The sequence below is a fragment of the uncultured Erythrobacter sp. genome (assembly GCF_947499705.1).
In the GTDB taxonomy this organism is placed as follows: Bacteria; Pseudomonadota; Alphaproteobacteria; order Sphingomonadales; family Sphingomonadaceae; genus Erythrobacter.
On sequence record NZ_CANMPJ010000002.1, the window covers coordinates 245,747 to 263,560 of the forward strand.

17 protein-coding genes are annotated in these 17,814 nt (G+C 60.2%); 8 read left to right on the forward strand and 9 right to left on the reverse strand.

Annotated elements, in window-relative coordinates; all coding sequences use genetic code 11:
* Positions 1-4: 4 nt before the first annotated feature.
* Entirely contained in the window at positions 5-526 is a 522-nt protein-coding gene (locus Q0837_RS14005; protein WP_298470386.1) for a hypothetical protein, read from the reverse strand.
* Between the two features lie 333 nt (positions 527-859).
* A complete protein-coding gene (gene glpX / locus Q0837_RS14010; RefSeq protein ID WP_298471761.1) occupies positions 860-1,876 on the reverse strand; it encodes a class II fructose-bisphosphatase in 1,017 nt (338 codons plus the stop codon).
* 130 nt (positions 1,877-2,006) lie between these two features.
* On the opposite strand from glpX, the gene Q0837_RS14015 reads away from it, so the two are divergent.
* Both Q0837_RS14015 and Q0837_RS14020 read left to right on the forward strand, forming a co-directional pair.
* Positions 2,007-2,588 (forward strand): hypothetical protein, encoded by a 582-nt coding sequence (locus Q0837_RS14015; protein ID WP_298470388.1) that lies wholly within the window; start codon positions 2,007-2,009, stop codon positions 2,586-2,588.
* Between the two features lie 3 nt (positions 2,589-2,591).
* Entirely contained in the window at positions 2,592-3,239 is a 648-nt protein-coding gene (locus Q0837_RS14020; protein WP_298470389.1) for a hypothetical protein, read from the forward strand.
* Positions 3,240-3,242: 3 nt separating this feature from the next.
* Here the strand turns inward: Q0837_RS14020 and Q0837_RS14025 are convergent, their stop codons facing one another.
* Entirely contained in the window at positions 3,243-4,565 is a 1,323-nt protein-coding gene (locus tag Q0837_RS14025) for a homoserine dehydrogenase (protein ID WP_298470391.1), read from the reverse strand.
* Positions 4,566-4,625: 60 nt separating this feature from the next.
* Entirely contained in the window at positions 4,626-5,378 is a 753-nt protein-coding gene (locus Q0837_RS14030) for a hypothetical protein (RefSeq protein ID WP_298470393.1), read from the reverse strand.
* Between the two features lie 521 nt (positions 5,379-5,899).
* Between Q0837_RS14030 and Q0837_RS14035 the strand changes: the two genes are divergently transcribed.
* The 6 genes from Q0837_RS14035 (at position 5,900) to Q0837_RS14060 (ending at position 10,103) form a co-directional block, all read left to right on the forward strand.
* On the forward strand, positions 5,900-6,556 hold the full coding sequence (locus Q0837_RS14035; protein ID WP_298470394.1) for an energy transducer TonB: 657 nt from the start codon (positions 5,900-5,902) through the stop codon (positions 6,554-6,556).
* A gap of 71 nt (positions 6,557-6,627) precedes the next feature.
* Entirely contained in the window at positions 6,628-7,407 is a 780-nt protein-coding gene (locus tag Q0837_RS14040) for a MotA/TolQ/ExbB proton channel family protein (protein WP_298470396.1), read from the forward strand.
* A gap of 116 nt (positions 7,408-7,523) precedes the next feature.
* Entirely contained in the window at positions 7,524-8,054 is a 531-nt protein-coding gene (locus Q0837_RS14045; RefSeq protein WP_298470398.1) for a biopolymer transporter ExbD, read from the forward strand.
* Positions 8,055-8,087: 33 nt separating this feature from the next.
* Positions 8,088-8,546, forward strand: coding sequence for a biopolymer transporter ExbD (locus Q0837_RS14050; RefSeq protein WP_298470400.1), 459 nt, complete (start codon positions 8,088-8,090; stop codon positions 8,544-8,546).
* 478 nt (positions 8,547-9,024) lie between these two features.
* A complete protein-coding gene (locus Q0837_RS14055; protein WP_298470402.1) occupies positions 9,025-9,471 on the forward strand; it encodes a biopolymer transporter ExbD in 447 nt (148 codons plus the stop codon).
* Positions 9,472-9,563: 92 nt separating this feature from the next.
* Entirely contained in the window at positions 9,564-10,103 is a 540-nt protein-coding gene (locus Q0837_RS14060) for a hypothetical protein (protein ID WP_298470403.1), read from the forward strand.
* Here Q0837_RS14060 and Q0837_RS14065 read toward each other — a convergent pair.
* The 5 genes from Q0837_RS14065 to Q0837_RS14085 form a co-directional block, all read right to left on the reverse strand.
* The gene (locus Q0837_RS14065) at positions 10,100-12,571 is read right to left on the reverse strand and encodes a ligase-associated DNA damage response DEXH box helicase (RefSeq protein WP_298470405.1); all 2,472 of its coding nucleotides are present in this window, start codon (positions 12,569-12,571) and stop codon (positions 10,100-10,102) included. The genes Q0837_RS14060 and Q0837_RS14065 overlap by 4 nt on opposite strands.
* A gap of 7 nt (positions 12,572-12,578) precedes the next feature.
* Entirely contained in the window at positions 12,579-13,517 is a 939-nt protein-coding gene (locus Q0837_RS14070) for a DUF2059 domain-containing protein (RefSeq protein WP_298470407.1), read from the reverse strand.
* 15 nt (positions 13,518-13,532) lie between these two features.
* The gene (locus Q0837_RS14075) at positions 13,533-14,378 is read right to left on the reverse strand and encodes a DUF2059 domain-containing protein (RefSeq protein ID WP_298470409.1); all 846 of its coding nucleotides are present in this window, start codon (positions 14,376-14,378) and stop codon (positions 13,533-13,535) included.
* A gap of 64 nt (positions 14,379-14,442) precedes the next feature.
* Positions 14,443-16,089 (reverse strand): hypothetical protein, encoded by a 1,647-nt coding sequence (locus Q0837_RS14080; protein WP_298470410.1) that lies wholly within the window; start codon positions 16,087-16,089, stop codon positions 14,443-14,445.
* Positions 16,086-17,792: an Hsp70 family protein gene (locus tag Q0837_RS14085; protein WP_298470411.1), complete on the reverse strand. Its 1,707-nt coding sequence runs from the start codon at positions 17,790-17,792 to the stop codon at positions 16,086-16,088. The genes Q0837_RS14080 and Q0837_RS14085 overlap by 4 nt, the downstream gene beginning before the upstream one ends.
* Positions 17,793-17,814: the final 22 nt, after the last annotated feature.

The window sequence follows — 17,814 nt, forward strand, 5'->3', positions numbered from 1 at the left end:
GAAGTCACAAACGCTTGAGCAGTTTACCGGCCCGCTTCGCGACCGACTTCCGCGTGTCGTTGGCATGGCGTTCAAGTTGAGGCTTGAGCCACTGCCGCAGATCGGCATCGTCTGCGGACCAATCGGTCAATGTCGCCATCGTCATGTTGAGCACGATCCAGTCGCTGTTTTCGGCCAGATTGCGCTTCATGATCGCGAGCGCCCCCTGCTTTTGCTGTGCGGACATGTCTGGCTCGATCCGCTCGAACAATTGCGCAAGCGTCCACTGCGCCGATGCCTGATCCAGCGCGCCAATCTCGCTAATGAAGCGGTCGAGATAGGCCATGATCAGATCGCGCCGCTCTGGTTCAATCCGCTTCATCGCGCTGGATACACGCAGGCGGACGACTTCATCTTCGCTTTTGTAGCACTCGAAAAGCTCGTCGAAACGATCCGGATCGGCGAGGACGAGTGCGACAACTTCCTCGGTCCGCCCCAATGAGTTGGGGTGACCGCCGGTGAGCATGGCTTCGAACGTTTCGGACATTCACGGCCTCCAAGGCGAGCGGTCCATTACCCTGAGGAGAACCGATTTTCCTACTCGCGATGATTCTGCAATCGAAAGGCAATGAAACCGCTGGGCGCACACAAATCAAGTTGGACAAGTGTCAACTTCGCTTCAAGCGTGATTTCTGCTGTAAAGTCAGCAGGTAAGGGCAACGCAGGCTGCCTGACAGGGTGTCAACTATGTCAACTTTGCCCGCCGCCGAGCGCAAATCGCAAGCTAGCCGATCCAGTGCTCGCCTTTGATCCATCACGCATTCTTGTTTCGCGTGCGAGGACCGTCGCGCTGAACTGTCCGCTCGCGCAGTACAGCAGGTTATCCGATGCGGTGCTCACCTTTGATCCAGCGCACGGTGCCCGACGAAGCCCGCATAACCACGCTTTCGGTGGTCATCACGGTTTCGCCGGTGTGCATGCGGCGCTTCTTCACGCCATCGAGCAGCGAGCCTTCGGTCACGCCGGTTGCCGCAAAAATGCAGTCGCCGCTGGCGAGGTCTTCCAGTTTGTAGATGCGGTTCAGATCGGTGATACCCCACTTCTTTGCGCGGGCCTTTTCATCGTCGTTGCGGAACACGAGCCGTCCGTTGAACTGCCCGCCGACACAGCGCAGGGCAGCCGCCGCAAGCACACCTTCTGGCGCGCCGCCCTGGCCCATATACATGTCGATAGTGGTGTCTTCATCGGTCACAGCGATTACGCCGGCCACGTCGCCGTCACCGATCAAGACAACGCCGCACCCGATCGAGCGCAATTCAGCGATCAGATCGGCATGGCGCGGACGGTCGAGCACGCAGATGATGATCTCGGACGGCTTCACGCCCTTGGCCTTGGCGACCGATTCGACATTCTCTGTCGGGCTTTTGGCGAGATCGATGACGCCTTCAGGATAGCCCGGTCCGACAGCGAGCTTGTCCATATAGACGTCGGGCGCGTTAAGCAGGCAGCCTTCTTCCGCCGCCGCCAGAACCGCCAGCGCGTTCGGGCCAGCCTTGGCGGTAATGGTGGTGCCTTCGAGCGGGTCGAGCGCGATGTCGATCTTGGGCCCTTTGCCCATTCCGACCTTCTCACCAATGAACAGCATTGGCGCTTCGTCGCGCTCGCCTTCGCCGATCACCACTGTGCCATCCATGTAGAGGTTGTCGAAAGCACGGCGCATCGCTTCCACGGCTGCGGCATCGGCGGCTTTCTCATCACCGCGTCCGATCAACTGCGCGGCGGCGACAGCGGCTGCTTCGGTTACACGGACCATCTCCAGCACCAACACGCGCTGAATTGCATTTTCAGTGTCCGGCTCTTTCGCCGCCAGAACGTCTGTGCCATCAGGATTATTCATGCGAAATTCAGCCTCCGAACGCATTGGTTTGTGCCCCGCGCTTACGCCTAAGGAGACGCGCTTGTCGAGCAATGCCGCGTCTTCCCTGTGCACTTTGGCCATCAGCGCGAGCGTGGCCATTGCGGGGCTCTTGGGTGCCGCTCCCCTGAGCGCGCAGGATGACGCTGGCGTGACACAGGCGGAAGAAGCCGAGGCGGATGGCGATCCTGCCGAAGAACGGCCAGCCGAACGCCCGGAACCGATCAACATCCTCATCACTGTGCCGCGCGGCGACGTGAACGAAGCGCAGGTGCAGGCATGCGAAGACGATGCCGATGCTGGGACGATCAGCGGCGATATCGTGGTGTGCCGCAGGATCGGCGAGAGCGGTGAGAACTACTACAGCGGGAGCCGCTCCGAAGCGCAGAAGCGCTACGCGCGCGAAACCGCGTTCGAAGGCGATCCCCAAGCCCCCGATGTCGCCGGTGGCGGAATCTTTCGCGGCCCGGCGACCGTTTCCGGTCAGTGCCTGATCCCGCCCTGCCCACCGCCGCCAGCTTTGCTGATCGACGTCGAGGCTCTGCCGGAAGCTCCTAAAGGATCGGATGCAGACCGGATTGCGCGCGGGCTGCCTCCGCTGGGTCAGGATGAAAATCTGACCGAGGATGAGATCCGCAAACGCCGCGAAGCGCTGGGACTTCCTCCGCCTCGCTTCGAGCAAGACCCGAAGTAAGAGTTGAACGGGGCGCTCAACTTCCTGCGGCGATCCAGCATTTGCTGGATCGCGGTGACACTCGCCACACTCATTTTTGCCCCGGTTGCCGATCCGGCATCAGCGCAGGAGAGCGACAATTCGTCGCCGCCTGCAGAAGATCCTGCGGCGCTTGAACCCGATGAAGGTCGGCTGGTCATCGACACTTCCGATGCGCTTGAGCAGCGCGAGCGCGATCCGGTGGTTTCGGAACGATGCGAGGACCAGGCTGATGTTGCGCGGATCGCAGGCGAGATCATCGTTTGCCGCGATCTGGACCGGGCAACCGACGGCTCTTGGGACAAGGCGGATTGGGAACGTCGCTACGCTGAAGCGACACAGGGCCCGAAGCCCGTGCACGTAGACGGCAGCGGTTTGCAGTTCCCGGGCGAAGGCTCGCTTGCGACGATCACATTCACGGTCAGAGGTGTTTGCGCTGTCCCGCCATGCGCTCCGCCTCCGGCACTCTTGATCGACGTTGGCGCGCTGCCCGAAGCGCCGCCCGGTTCGGATGCGGACCGGATTGCGCGTGGACTGCCGCCGCTCGGCAAAGATCCGAACGAAGAGGAGCTACGCAGGCGGCGCGAGGATTTGGGCCTTCCTCCGCCCGGCTTCACGGTCGACGACGAATAGGGATCAGTGCGGCAGAATCGGCAGAACAAGAGGTTGGGCCGTCAGACTTTCAGAGCCTTCCAGCAGCTCGAGCGCCTTGCCGATATTGCCCTCCCGCCCCTCATGCGTGACCATCGCCACCAGCACTTCACCGCCCTCGCGGGCACGGCCGGGCTGGATCAGGCTTTCGATGGATACATCAGCGTCGCGCATCGCGGCGGTTATCTCGGCCAGAACACCGGGGCGATCCTTTACGGTAAAGCGCAGATAGGTGCGCTCCATGCGGTGGCCCGGTTCAGCCGGAGGCATCGCCGAAAGCTGTGCCACGGGCATCGAGAAAGGCGCGCCAACCTCTCCGCGTGCAATATCGATCAAATCGGCAACCACAGCGCTGGCAGTGGGCCCATCGCCAGCACCAGCCCCTTGGAACAGCAGTCGACCAGAGAAATTACCCTCCGCGACCACGGCATTGGTGGGACCATCGACCGGAGCAAGCGGATGATCCTTGGCAACGAGGCACGGGCGGACGCGCTGGAGCAATCGCTCCTCACCATCCGTGCCGGTTTCAACATCGACCTGCGCAATCAGGCGAATCACGAAACCGAGCGCATCGGCCTGCGCGATATCGGCCGCGCGGACTTGTACGATGCCGGTCGTGCGCACCGCATCGAAATCGATCCGCGCGCCAAACCCTATTGCCGCGAGGATGGCTAGCTTGTGGGCAGCGTCGATCCCTTCGATGTCGAACGTTGGATCGGCTTCGGCGTAACCGAGCCGCTGTGCTTCCGCGAGCGTCTCGGCAAAGTCCGCGCCGGTCGCTTCCATCTCTGACAGGATGTAATTGCAGGTGCCGTTGAGGATTCCGTAGATCGTGGTGAGCGCATTGGCCGAGGTGCCTTCGCGCAGACCTTTCACAACCGGAATGCCGCCCGCGACCGCCGCTTCGAATTTGAGTGGTACTGCCGCTCGCTCGGCCTGCTCAGCCAACGCCAGACCATGATGCGCAATCATCGCCTTGTTCGCGGTAACGAGGCCTTTTCCCGCCAAGAGCGCCGCACGCGAACAGGCCAGCGCCGGACCGTCCGACCCGCCAACGAGTTCGACAACGACGTCTACATCGTCGCGGCTCGCCAGCGCGGTCATGTCGTCTTCCCAGGCATAGGACGCGATATCGATGCCGCGATCCTTGGTCCGGTCGCGCGCGCTCACGGCCACGACTTCAATTGCCCTGCCAGCTCGCGCAGAAATGAGATCGTGATTGGTGCCGAGCAGGCGAATCACGCCAGCACCAACGGTTCCTAGGCCAGCGATGGCAATGCGAAGCGGGGAGGCAGGCGTATCGGTCAAGGATCACTCCACTGTGAAGGCGGAGTTGCGATTAGCCGTGCCGGGCGCTCCGTCAAGCGATCAGGTCGCCTCGGTCACCCGCCTTGTACATGGGCCAAGCTCACCGATTACGAATTCATAGTCTTGCGCGGCAAGACGCCGCGCAGCGGGGTCGCGGGCCAGATTCGCGCTGCTGGGCAAGCGTTCGGGCAGAGCGCAGGCAAGGCGATACCATTGAAGCGTGTCGGGGTTTGGCGGGCGGGCGGACGAATCGATGATCTCGCCCCACGACACACCCCATGCTGGCGACTGTCCAGGGCGGCGAATCACGCTCATCGAAACCGGCGACCCTTCATTTGTTCTGAGAAACACCTGCGTTTCCGATTCGCCGACAAGCGTGCCGCGCACGGCCAGCGCATCGGCAATTCCCGTGATTGTCGGCGGTTTGTCCGCCGCGACCAGCTCGCGCAGAATCGGGCGCAGGCGATTCTCAAGTGCGGGTGTGTAGGCGAACTGAGCGGTTTTCCCGGCGAGTTGCACCGAACCGGGCCGCCCAGGGACGGAATTGGCAAACAACAACATCTCAAGCTTCTTCAGCTTGGGGGGCTTACCCTTCTCGTTCAGCGGCACGTCGACGAGATAGGCGAGCGATTCGCCAACATTGGAGGAGCCGGCGATGAGCGCAATCGTGTTCGCCTCTATGTAGAGGCGGGCGAATCCGGGCTGGAGTCCCGGAGCGCGTTCCGGTTTGACCACCGATTGGCGCCGAATCTCTGCTCTGATGACCAATTCACTGCGTTCGGCGAGCGCTGTGAGGTCCGCATAGGTCGCCATATCGCCAGGTGTCGCGGCAAAAGCTTGCGAAGACTGTGCAGAAACTTCAGTTGCAGCAAACGGCAGTGAAATTGCACAAGCCGCGACAGCCGCCAGAGTCCTGAATCTATTAATTAAATTTCGGTTAACGGTCATCATATCGCAAAAATCCCGTGCCTGCTCAGTGCCTCAATTTGTGCCTGATTATCGCCCAGAAACAGCTCTGAGCACAGGCAGTGAATCAGCGCTGAACCGATAAAGCGTTTGATTGCCTAGGGGTTGACCGTTAAAGCGCGTGATGCTTGCGACGAAGTTGGGGACAAGGTCGTCGTGGGACAAGGGCTGCACTTCACGGTTAGCTGTGAGAGTGGCCAACGAGCTGGGACTGGCTTCGACAATTGGGGTTTACGGCCCGGTTCGGGAGGACCAAGAATTTGGGATTCGCATTGCGGTTCGCCATGACCGAATGTGATTGGTGTGCCGGTTTCGACCGGCCTGAATAATGGAGAGAAAGCGACTGGATGGCCTACGCTGACCAACAAATGGGTGGAAACAAAGTTGTTTCCATCGCGATCGTGGCACTGATCCACGTGTTGATCGGGTGGCTGCTCATCTCGGGCCTGGCGATTAAAGGCGCTCAGGCTGTGATCGAGCGAGTTACCACCGTCGACATTGAGGAGCCCCCGCCCCCTGAGGAACCGGACGAACCGCCGCCGGAGCAGCCAGAAGAGGTTGCACCGCCGCCGCCAGTAGCACCGCCGCCGCCGATTAGCATCGCGCCGACGCCTCCGCAGATTCAGACGCAGCCGACGATTCCGCCGCCTGCTCCGCCTGCGCTGACGATTCCGCCGCCTGCTCCAATCGCGCCGCCAGCACCGCCGCCGCCGCCTCCAGCACCTTCGCTGGCTCGCGATGCATCGCCGAAAGGTCTCAATCGCTGGTCACGCCGGATCCAGGAAAACTACCCCTCGCGCGCTTTGCGAGAGGAAGTTGAAGGAACCGTCGGCGTCGCAGTGGTTATTGGTGCAAATGGCCGCGTCAGCAGCTGCTCTGTCACTCGGTCCAGTGGTTCAAGCGTTCTCGATCAGGCGGCTTGCCGCGGGATGGAGCGCTATGCCAGGTTCGACCCGGCTCTTGACCGCGCCGGAAACCCGACGACGGGCCGATACAGCACCGGGATCACATACCGCTTAAATTGATAACATAACGGCTTCGGGCTCAAGGCGAGCCCGGGGCCAACGGGACTATTCTTTCAAGAGGACTTTTCGCAATGAACGTAACCTATCTGTTGGCTGCTGCAGCCGCCGAAGCCGCACCGGAGAGCAAGTTTGGCTTCTGGGAAGCGATGGAAGAAGGCGGCCCGGTCGCCTGGTCGATCCTCGCCGTCATGGTCATTATGAGCGTCGGCTCATTCTACATCCTGTTCACCAAGCTGTTCGAACAGAACAAGGTGATGCGTCAGTACAAGGGCGTTCAGACGTCTTTCTGGCGTGCCGGATCGCTTAAAGAAGGCGCGACCAAGCTCGAGAAGAACAGCGCATGGCGCCAGATCGCCGACGACGCCGTCGACGCTCAAGAAAAGCACAGCAAAATGACCGACAGCCTCGAAGCGCATGACTACATGCACGGTTCGCTGCAGCGTTCGGAAGACTCGATCAACTACGCGCTTTCGGGCGGCCTGCCGTTCCTCGCATCGGTTGGCGCGACCGCGCCGTTCATCGGTCTGCTCGGCACCGTGATCGGCATCTACCGCGCTCTGATCAACATCGGCATCGAAGGTTCGGCCTCGATCGACAAGGTTGCCGGTCCGGTTGGTGAAGCCCTGATCATGACCGCGATTGGTCTGCTCGTGGCTGTGCCTGCAGTGCTTGCGTTTAACTGGCTGCAGAGCCGTAACCGCCGCATCGGCGAGCTGCTCAACAGCTTCTCGACCGATATCCTGGCGTACATCAGCTCGGACGGCGCGGTTAAGCCTGCCGTGACAGCTGCACCTGCTGCCAAGAAGCCGGCTGCCAAGCCTGCCCCAGCCAAGCCTGCTGGCGCCAAGTAAGGCCTGAACGAATTGAGCGGGGAGCGCATCCAATGTGCGCTCCCCACCAAGCCAGGCTGAGGCACCGTGCCAACTGGCCGTTCAAAAATGACGATAATTCAGGATAGGAATTCATAATGGCGATTTCGACGGGAGGCGGTGGCGAGACCCCGATGTCCGACATCAACACGACGCCGCTTGTGGACGTCATGCTGGTGCTTCTGATCATCTTCCTCATCGCGGTTCCGGTGGCGATCCAGACGATCGAAAAGCTTGAGATCCCGGTGTTCGAATCGATCGAATCGAAGAACAAGGTTGAAAACCTGCTTCTCACGATCAGCACGACAGACTCAGCCGGCCTTAGCGCTGGTGAACCGGGTTTTGATCTACCCGCGCGCAACGGCGAGTGCCGGGTGTATTTTAACAATATCTCACCGGTGACATCGCAAGAACTCTACGATCAGGCGTTCAATCGACTTGACGCTATCGTGCAGGCAGCTGGTGGTCCGGAAGCGATCATGGAAAATCCGGACGCAATTCCGCAGGTCCACATTCGTGCCGACAAGCGCGCACCGTGGCGCTGTGTTGCCGGAGCCATCTACAACGTTCAGGCGGCTGGTTATCCAACCGTCGGCTTCATTTCGAACCCGGTCGAACCGGGTATCTGATGCAGCGTCGAACCGATTTAAGGAGTAACTGACATGGGTATGTCCGGAGGCAACCTCGACGGTGAGCCGATGCTCGACATGAACATGACGCCGCTGATCGACGTTTTGCTCGTGCTGTTGATCATGTTCATCATCACCATTCCTGTGGCGACACACTCGGTCGATATCGACCTGCCGCAAGGCAACCCGCCGCCGCAGGACATCCAGATTGATCCGGTCAAGAACAAGCTCGTTCTGACTGCGACCGATCAGATTCTCTGGAACGCAGAGCCTGTGAACCAAGGCCAACTCGTCACCCTGCTGGCAGAAACAACAAGTATGTCGGTGGAACCGGAACTGCAGTTCGAGCCGGAAGCGCTGGCCAGCTACGATATCTCGGCCCGCGTGCTGCAGATCATCAAGCAGTCGGGCGTCACCAAGTTCGGATTTGTCGGTAACGAAAAGTACCGTCAATTCGGCAGCGGTGGCCCATCGGTGGGCGGCAGCCGCTAACGCGGATCAAATCTGCACTGAATTTGAAAAGGGCGGCCCGAGCAATCGGAGCCGCCCTTTTTGTTTGCTCTTCGAGGAGCAGCGTATCTTGGGGAGTCTGTGTTTCGCCCTCATCCGCCGGGCGCGGGCCACCCGGCCCGTGTGGGTAGGCCTACGGCCAGCTTTGCTTCCCGCGCCAGAGGGCGCGACGGCCTTGCAGGTGTGCTTTGCATGCCTGCGTCTTCGACTTCGGCTCCGGCCTTGCGGGCACTTCGTGACCGACCAAATGCAAACTAAACCGGCGGCGTGAGCCGCTGCAAGGCCGACCGCCCGCCCGCAGCGACGCGACCTTCAGGTCGCGTGAGCGAGGAAATCGCACTCGCGTACGCGAGTGCGCAACAAAAAAGGTACGCGTTAGGCAACCTATTAGTTATGATATACAGTCTCTCTTTGCGATGGTGATGCATGGCAAAGCCGTTGCCAGATGAGGAGAGAGAATATGCCAAAGAAGATCGTCCGTCCGAATGGCTTCGCCCCAAAGAAAGCCCGCGCAATGGGAGATATGAACGTCACCCCGTTTATCGACGTTCTGCTGGTGCTGCTGATCATGCTGATCCTCGCCATCCCGGTGCAGACGCACCAGACGACCGTCGATCTACCAACTGACAAGCCCTGCCCGCAATGCGTCCTCGACCCAGAAACCAACACTGTCTTCATCACCGCCAATGACGAGCTACTTTGGAACGGTGCGGCAGTTACTCGGGACCAACTGCGCACCCAGGTCGCCGCAGCAAGCGCGATGGAAGAACAACCGCTGCTACGCTTCGAGCCAGCTGCGCTCGCGAGCTATGACACGTCGGCCCGCACCATCGCGCTGATCAAGGAAGAAGGCGCACAGACCTTCGCATTCGTCGGCAACGCGCAGCACAAGGATTTCGGTTCTTGAGCTTCCGGCCCAAGGGGCGGTCACCACGCCGCCCCTTCCACCCCAAGCGGTTCGAGCATGGAGCGCCGATCAGCACAATCGATACACGGCCGATGGCTCTGCTCGCCGTTTGTCTCTGCGCGATCGGGGTAATTCTGTTCAAGCCTATCCCGCATGCTTTCATGGTCGATCTCTGGGACGGCGAAACACAGCACCCGCTTATCGTTTCGAAGGCTCAAACGGAATCTGAGCTTGCTCCAACCGTCAATCAACTGACGTTCGCAGAAGATGACACTATGCGTTGGAACGGAGAGCCCATCAGCGCTGGTCAATTGGTTACCTTGTTGGATGCAGTTTCCGATATGGACGGAAAAGCTGTTGTGGACTTCGAGCCAGAAGCCGACGCTAGTTATGACCTGAGCGCTCGGATCCTTCTAATCCTGACGCAGAGTGGAGCGCATTTTCGAATCGCTGGAATGGAGAAATACTGCAGCTTTGGGAACGGACGATGGTCCAGTCGGGGCGCAAATGGGATACTGGCGATGACGCATGTTATCTGGATCGACCCAAATGCAACGCCGGTAACGCCTTACCCTGCACCGCTTGGTGTGGGCGAGTGCGAACCTCGATTCTTGGTGCACGGAGCGCGTTAGTCCCCCTCCAACGGAGGATCGATCCGCATAGCCTCGCCTACCAAAGTCTCAGCCTCCAGCAGCAGCTCGTCATCGACGGCACCCTGCGGCACGGCTTCGCGGCCGATCATCGTCATCACCGGCACCGCCAGCGGCGAGACCCGCTCAAGCTCGACATGCACCAATTCGCGCTGCGAACGTTCGAGCAAATCTGCCAATCGTCCCACGTCCGTCATCCGGGCCCGCGCATCGGCCCATGCGGCCTCCAGCAGTACATGATCCGGCTCGTATTTCTTCAGCACATCATAGATCAAGTCGGTCGAGAAAGTGACCTGCTTGCCAGTCTTCCGCTTACCGGGATGCTGGCGTTCGACCAGCCCGCTGATCACCGCGACTTCGCGAAAGGCGCGGCGCAGCAAGTGCGACTCCGTCACCCAATCGGTAAATTCATGTGTCAGGATGTCGGGTGAGAGCAGCGGCGCGGGATCGGCCACCGGCTTAAGTCCCCACACAGCCAGAGTGTAGTCATTCGCCACGAAGCCGCCGGGCAGCAACCCGCGATCTTCCATTCGCCGTGTGATCAGCATGCCGAGGCTCTGGTTCGCGTTCCATCCTTCGAAGGTGTAATACGCCGTGTAGTGCTTGCCGCCATGCGGGAAGCTCTCGACCAGCAATTCACCCGGCTTGGGCAGGCGGCTGCGACAATCCTGCACTTCAAGCCATTCGCGCACATCGTCCGGGAAACGCCCCCAGCCCGCGCGATCATCGAGCATGTCCTGCACCCGGCTTGCCAGATGCGTGGTGAGCGGCAGGCGCAGGCCGCCATAGGACGGGATTGTGGCGCTCGTTTTTGCAGCGCGTACGATCACATCCATGTCCTTCACGCTTTCGACCTCCAGGCTCATCCCGGCAAAGAAGAACGTGTCACCAGCCGATAGCTGTGCGGCGAACCGCTCTTCGACCTTGCCCAGCTGCCGTCCATTCTTGAACCGCACCGTCAGCATCTCGCTATCGACGATGATCCCGGCATTCATCCGGTGGCGCTGCGCCTGCTGCGGATGCGCGAGCCGCCATACGCCATCCTTGCTGCGCACAATCCGCTTGAATTTGTCATAGGCGCGCAGGGCGTATCCGCCATTCTCGACAAAGGAGAGGACGCGCTGGAATACCTCGTCATCCACCCATGCATAGGCCAGAGACGAGCGGATTTCGGCGAGCAGATAATCCTCATGGAACGGCGCGGCGCAGGCGCACGCCATCACGTGCTGCGCCAGCACATCAAGCCCGCCCGCGCGGAATTCCTCACCGTCGCGCTGGCCTTCGTCCACTGCGTCTTTGGCCGCCATAGCCTCGAGGAATTCGAACCGATTCCCGGGCACCAGCACCGCCCGGCTGGGCGTATCGAGCCGGTGTCCTGCACGCCCGATCCGCTGGAGCAGGCGAGAGCTGCCTTTGGGCGCCCCCATCTGAACGACGAGGTCGATATCGCCCCAGTCGACGCCGAGATCGAGGCTGGCGGTACACACCAGGCCGCGCAATTCGCCCGCCGCCATAGCGTCCTCGACCTTGCGCCGCGCTTCCTTCGACAGGCTGCCGTGATGCACACCGATGGGTAGGTTATCCTCGTTCACATCCCACAGGCACTGGAAGATGAACTCGGCCAGAAAGCGCGTGTTGGTGAAGACTAGGGTGGTGCGATTAGCCTTGATCGCCTCGTAAAGCTGATCGACCGCCCAACGCCCCGCATGCCCGCCCCACGGCACGCGCTCTTCGATCGGCAGCAGGATTTCGACCTCGGGTTCGGCACCCGTCTCGCCCAGCACCAGATCGGCTGCATGGATTTCGCCTGTCACGTCCACCGGTTGTGGCGCGAGCCATTCCTGAAAGCTGAGCGGATTGGCGAGCGTCGCTGAGAGCGCCACCCGCTGCGCGTCGGGTGCGATAGTGTTCAGCCGGGCGAGTGCTAGCGCCAACAAGTCTCCGCGCTTTCCGGTGGCGAAAGCATGCACCTCATCGATCACGATCCGCTTGAGACCGCGAAACAACTCCAAACTTTCCGGATACGACAACAGCAGCGACAAGCTCTCAGGCGTCGTCAGCATCACATGCGGCGGTTTGGTGCGCTGGCGTTTCTTACGATCGGGCGACGTATCGCCGCTGCGGGTCTCAACCGTGATCGGCAGTCCGATCTCCTCGATCGGCGTCAGCAGGTTGCGTTTCACATCATGCGCAAGCGCCTTGAGCGGCGAGACATAGAGCGTGTGCAGGTCGTCTGGCGGCAGTTCCCCGGAGGAAGGTGTAAAATCGCACAGAGTGGCCAGAAATCCGGCGAGCGTTTTGCCCGCTCCGGTGTCTGCAACGAGCAGCGCGTGGCGGCCTTCGCGAGCCTTTGCCAACATGTCGGCTTGGTGCCGCCGCACGCGCCAGCCTCGCGCGTCGAACCAATCGGCGATTTCGGGAGGGATTTCGGGCGCGCTTGCCCCGCTCATAGCACCGTCAGACCACGCCTTCTTCGTCGCTCTCCTCGAGCACTTCAACGTCCGTCTGCGGCACGAGTGCATCCAGTTCGCTCACCGGCTTTTCAAGCAATCGCGCTACCTCTGCCCGCTCGGCTTCGCTCAATTCGCTGAAGGTGCGGGTATTGCCGATATCGGATTCGATCTTTTCGAATTCCTCCATCATCCCCGGCAGGATTTCGACCATCGCCGGTCCCATCTGCTCCATCACAGCCATCATCTGCGGATCGTAGTGGACAAGAAAGCTCTCCTTGGCGAACTTCGCTCCAATCGGCGTCGCGAAGAAGCCAAGCAGCTCGTTCATTTCAGCTTCGTCAAACCGCAGCGTCAGCGCCCGCGAAAGCGCTTCGCGATAAGACGGCTCCATCGCTTCGAACATCTGAGTGACCATTGAGCCGATCACTCCGCTAAGCGCCTTGTTGCGTTCGTCGAAATTCGGGTCGAATGCAGCCAGTGCTGCTTCGGTCGCCGTTTCATCCAGCAGGTAGAGTTCGTCCAGCTCAACGCCGCTGACTTCAGCCAGGCGCGTGTGAGTATCACCGCTTGCTTCGGCTGCGATGAGCTCCATCATCGGCTCCATCATCTGATCCATCGCGGTGCCCATTGAGCCTTCGGGAACGATCTTGTCGCTTACTTGCTGCGCCAGTGGCAGCAGCGCCTCTTGTTCAGGGGTGAGCGGCTCAGTTTTGAATATCTCGCTGAAGATGGCGAAAGCCTCGGTCATTTCGCGCTCGAAAGATTCAAGCTCCTCCTCTTCTTCAGTCTTGAAGACAAAGGTGGGGTCCTCTTCGGCAACGTCACCATCGGCCTCAATATTGACGGACTCTTCTTCGGCGACGGCATCTTGCGCCTGCGCTGCTAGTGGCAACGCTATGGCTAGGCAGGTGGTCGCCATCGATCGAAACATTTGGGTCTTCATTTTCTCACCCCCGGTTCAAGTCTGAGCACAGGTGGCATCGACGGCCACGTCGTCCTCACCCTCAACATTCGAGGGTTCCTTCTCCGCCAGAGCGTCTTCGGTCGTGCCAAGCAGCTCCGCGAGCTTTGCCTTCTCTTCGTCACTCAAATCCGAAAATGTGCGGGCGGGCGGAAATTGTTCGCTCGCCGCAGCGATCTGCTCCATCATCTCCGGCATCATGCCCATCATTGCGGGCATCATCTCATTCATTGCGCTCATGACCTGCGGATCAGTGTAGATCAGCATCGACTCCCCGGCATATTTCGCGCCGGTTGGCGTTGTAAAATAGGCGTTGAGGTCGGCCAATTCCGATGCTTCAAAGCGCACCGCATAAGCCCGCGCTAGACCGGCTCGGTAGCCCGGCTCGATCTGCGTCATCGTGTCGGTGACCAACTGGATCGTTACATCGCTGATCAGCTTGGTGCGGTCCTCAAAAGCAGGATCAAGGATCGCCATGATCTCATTCACGGAGCCTTCGCCCAGTTCCGGCATGTCATCGGTGTAGAGCCCGGTCAGCTTGGCGATCTCATTGATCGGCAAATCCATGAACGATCCCATCATGCCGTCCATCATCGGCTTCATCGTATCGTTCATCATCTTGGCATAGGTGCCCGCCGGGAAGATCTTTTCCACGACCTGCTGCGCCGCCGGCATTCGCGCTTCCTGCTCAGGCGATAGCGGCTCGGCATTGCCGAACATATTGCCGAACATGTTCGCAAGCTCTTCGGATTCCGCTGAAGCGCTCTCGTCCTGCGCCGCGAGCGGCGCTGCGGCGAGGAGTGCGAGGCTGGCGGTGGTTGCGAAAATGGCGCGCTTGATCATTGGAATGCTCCCGTATGTCTTGTGACTCTAATGCCCTACGCGCCCGCTGCGTTCCAGTCCTCGACTAAAGCGCGCGGAGCAGTTCGGGGGAAATGCGGCCCGGCTGTTCGAGCACAATGCCCAACAGCGTGCGTTCGACCTGACAACGCAGGCTGTCATTGGGATCGCTGAGCGCGCGGCTTACCTGCGATTGCGAAAGCCTGCTCCGATTCATCGTCTCTTCCACCGCCCAGCCAGGCACGCTGAAGGAGCTGGCTTCGGGTCGGCCCAGATGACTCAGGATGCCTGCGTCAAGCATCTTCCGGAGCAGCTGTCTTTCGCGCATGCGCTGCGCATCGCCCAGTTCCAAAGGGACGCTTTCAAAGTCCGCTGCCATCACATTCCTGCACATATCCGCCGATTGCGAGGCAGCAACGGTCATCCACATTCTCTTGAGTTCGCCAAGGGCCACCAGTTCATCGAATTCGGCGATGGCACCGGATTCGACTGCGCGGCGGCGAACGAACCCCTCGATCGTCCTCAAGTCATAGCGTTCCATGTCGATGATATTGCGCAGCTGATCGGCAAAGACCGGGTCGATCGAACTGACAGTCCGCATCGTGGTGCCCTCTCCAAACAGCGCCGACAACCTCTCGTTGATCTCCACCTCGGTCAAATCCGGTGGTGCTGGCACCTGCGCAGGCGCTGACACCAGAGGTGCGTCAAAGTCGGGGGTGCTGTCCATTCCAGCAAAGAACCTGAGCGCCTGAACCACAACCAGAATGACAACAAACCATTGCACGATCGTTGGACCGGCTGAATGGGGTGCCCGTTCCCAGGATGCCACCCGCTCACCATCGAGAAAGGTCTCTATCTCGGGATAGCTCTCGCGAATTCCGACCAGCAACCTGTCGATCTCGTCGCGCTTTACCTTGAGCCGACCGAGGAACGTCACGCTGCCCGGTCTGCTCAGTTCGACCCACGCTTTGTTGAGCGGGTGATCCTCCTGCTGGACTTCTTCGTGGAACTGCATTCCCTGCAGTCGCTGGTTAAGGAACATGAGCGCGGGGCGCTCTTCGATCTGGCCTGATTCATCGAGCCAATGAAATGAAGCCGCTGCAAGCTCGACAAACGGAGCGGATCGCGGCCAGGTTTCCGCGAACAATTGGGCGAGCCCATGATCTAGCGCGTCGTGTTCTGAAATCTCGCACTGATCGGCATGCTCGATCAGGGTCTTTAGAGAAGCATTGCCATCGTCGAGCTGCTCCAGCGTGATGGCATCATCGCTGTATTCACCGTCTGGAAAGAGGATGTCCCACAGCCCTTCCCAAGCGGTACGAGCACGCTTTTGGGTTTCGGTGAGTTCCTCCTCGGGCACGTGTGCATGGTCTAGAGCGCCATCTTCGAAACTGCCCGATCCCGCAGACTCAACCGTGACTTCGCTCCAGTCGAGTGACTCTGAACTTACTGGATCGCCGGCACCAAAACGAATGTTCGAAGCATCAAGGTCGGGAAGATCATCATCGAGCGACCCGAGACCATAATCACCGTCGTCTGCTTCGTCCTGCGACGCCAGCCAAAGCGCCTCGTCGCGCGCGCGGCGCAATTGCGCATAGCCATCTACATCCTTGTCGAGATCAAGCTTTCGCAGCGCATCGGCATAGGCCTTTCGGATTGCACCTTCGTCACGCGTTTCGTCGATGCCCAGTGCTTTCCACGGAAAGCGGCTCATAGCGGGGAATTGCCTTCCAGCTCATCGAGCACCTTGACCAACGCATCGCGGGCCTCCGAAATCAGGCGCGGATCCTGCTTTTCAAGTGCGCCCTTGAACTCTGTCAGCCACTGGCCAATGAAATCGCGCTGCGGACCAATGAAGCCTTCATAAGCGCGTTCCGCCCGCGTCAGCAGGGCGACATTCTCCGCCTCGTCGCGCGGATGCACTTTCAGCTTTTCGAGCATCTTCCGGCTCTTGGTGATGTCTTTCTGGCTGCGCTTGTCATCGTCGTCGACTATCACAAGATTGCGGGTCAATCCCGATGCAGGGACATGGAGATCAACTTCGAGCAGGCCGCTCGTATCGTAAGTGAACCGCACTTCGGCCAGCACTTCACCGGCTGGGCGCGGCGGGACCGGCGCTTTCAATTCGCCCAGCTTCACGTTCTTCGTCACATCGCGTGCTTCGCCCTGAAAGATGCCAAACCGGATTTCACGCTGATTGTCCGCAATCGTGTTGAACACTTCAATCCGGCTTACTGGCACAGGCGTGTTGCGTTCGATGATCGGGGCGAAAATACCGTCATGCATGCGGCCATGCTGATCCTGCGTGGCCGTGTCCACGCCGAGGGTAAACGGCGCCACATCGGTGATGCGGATCTCCTCAAGCCCATCTCCCCCGGAAATGAGGCCCGCCTGGATCGCTGCACCTAGGGCAACCGCATGATCAGGATGAACCTGACTGTTCGGAAATCGGCCAAACATCCGGGTCAGCGCCTTGCGCACAACCGGCATCCGTGTCGCTCCACCGACAAGGACGATATCGGAAAGAGTTTTCACATCAATGTGGCAATCGCGCAGGGCCCGGATCACCGGATCGCGCAAGCGCCGGACAAGCCCCGCCGCCGCTTCTTCGAAAGCCTCTGTCGAGACCGTGGCATTGGCCTGTATATCGCCGGTCGTGACGGTAAAGTTGGCCGCTGCGGCGGAAGACAATGCCCGGCGCGTCCGCTCTGCTGCAAGCCGCATCAACGCATCGCGCTGTGCGGTCGGTAACTTGTCGAACTCCGAAAGATCGCCCAGCAGCGGCTCGGCCAGTTGCACCATCACGCTGTCGAAATCGTCGCCGCCAAGCCGGTTGTCGCCCGCCGAGGCGCGGACTTCTACGATCCCTGCGAACATTTCGACGATCGATACGTCGAAGGTCCCCCCGCCAAGGTCGAAGACCAGGAATGGTTGACGGTCACCGCGGTCATGCAGGCCGAATGCGAGCGCCGCAGCGGTGGGTTCATTGATCAGGCGCTTGACTTCCAGCCCGGCAATCTCACCCGCGCGCCGCGTTGCCCGCCGCTGCTTTTCATTGAAATAGGCGGGAACGGTGATCACCGCCTCGCTGGGGCGCTCTCCGGTATGAGCCTCAACATCATCGACCAAGGATCGCAGAATCATCGCGGAGAGATCTTCAGCGCGAAGCGTGGTCTTGCCAAGCGTCGTCTCGGCCTCGGTCCCCATCATCCGTTTGAAGCTGGTAGCCGTGTCGCGCGGATGCGTGGCCATCCGGTCCATCGCAGCTTCGCCAACCCAGCTCTGCCCACTCTTGTCGAGTGACACCGCAGAAGGCGTCAATTCCTTGCCAAGCGCGTTGGGAATCAGTTGCGCTTCCCCATCACGCCAGATCGCGACCGCACTGTTGGTCGTCCCCAGATCAATTCCAACAATCATGACAGTGTCTTATCGCGAAGAC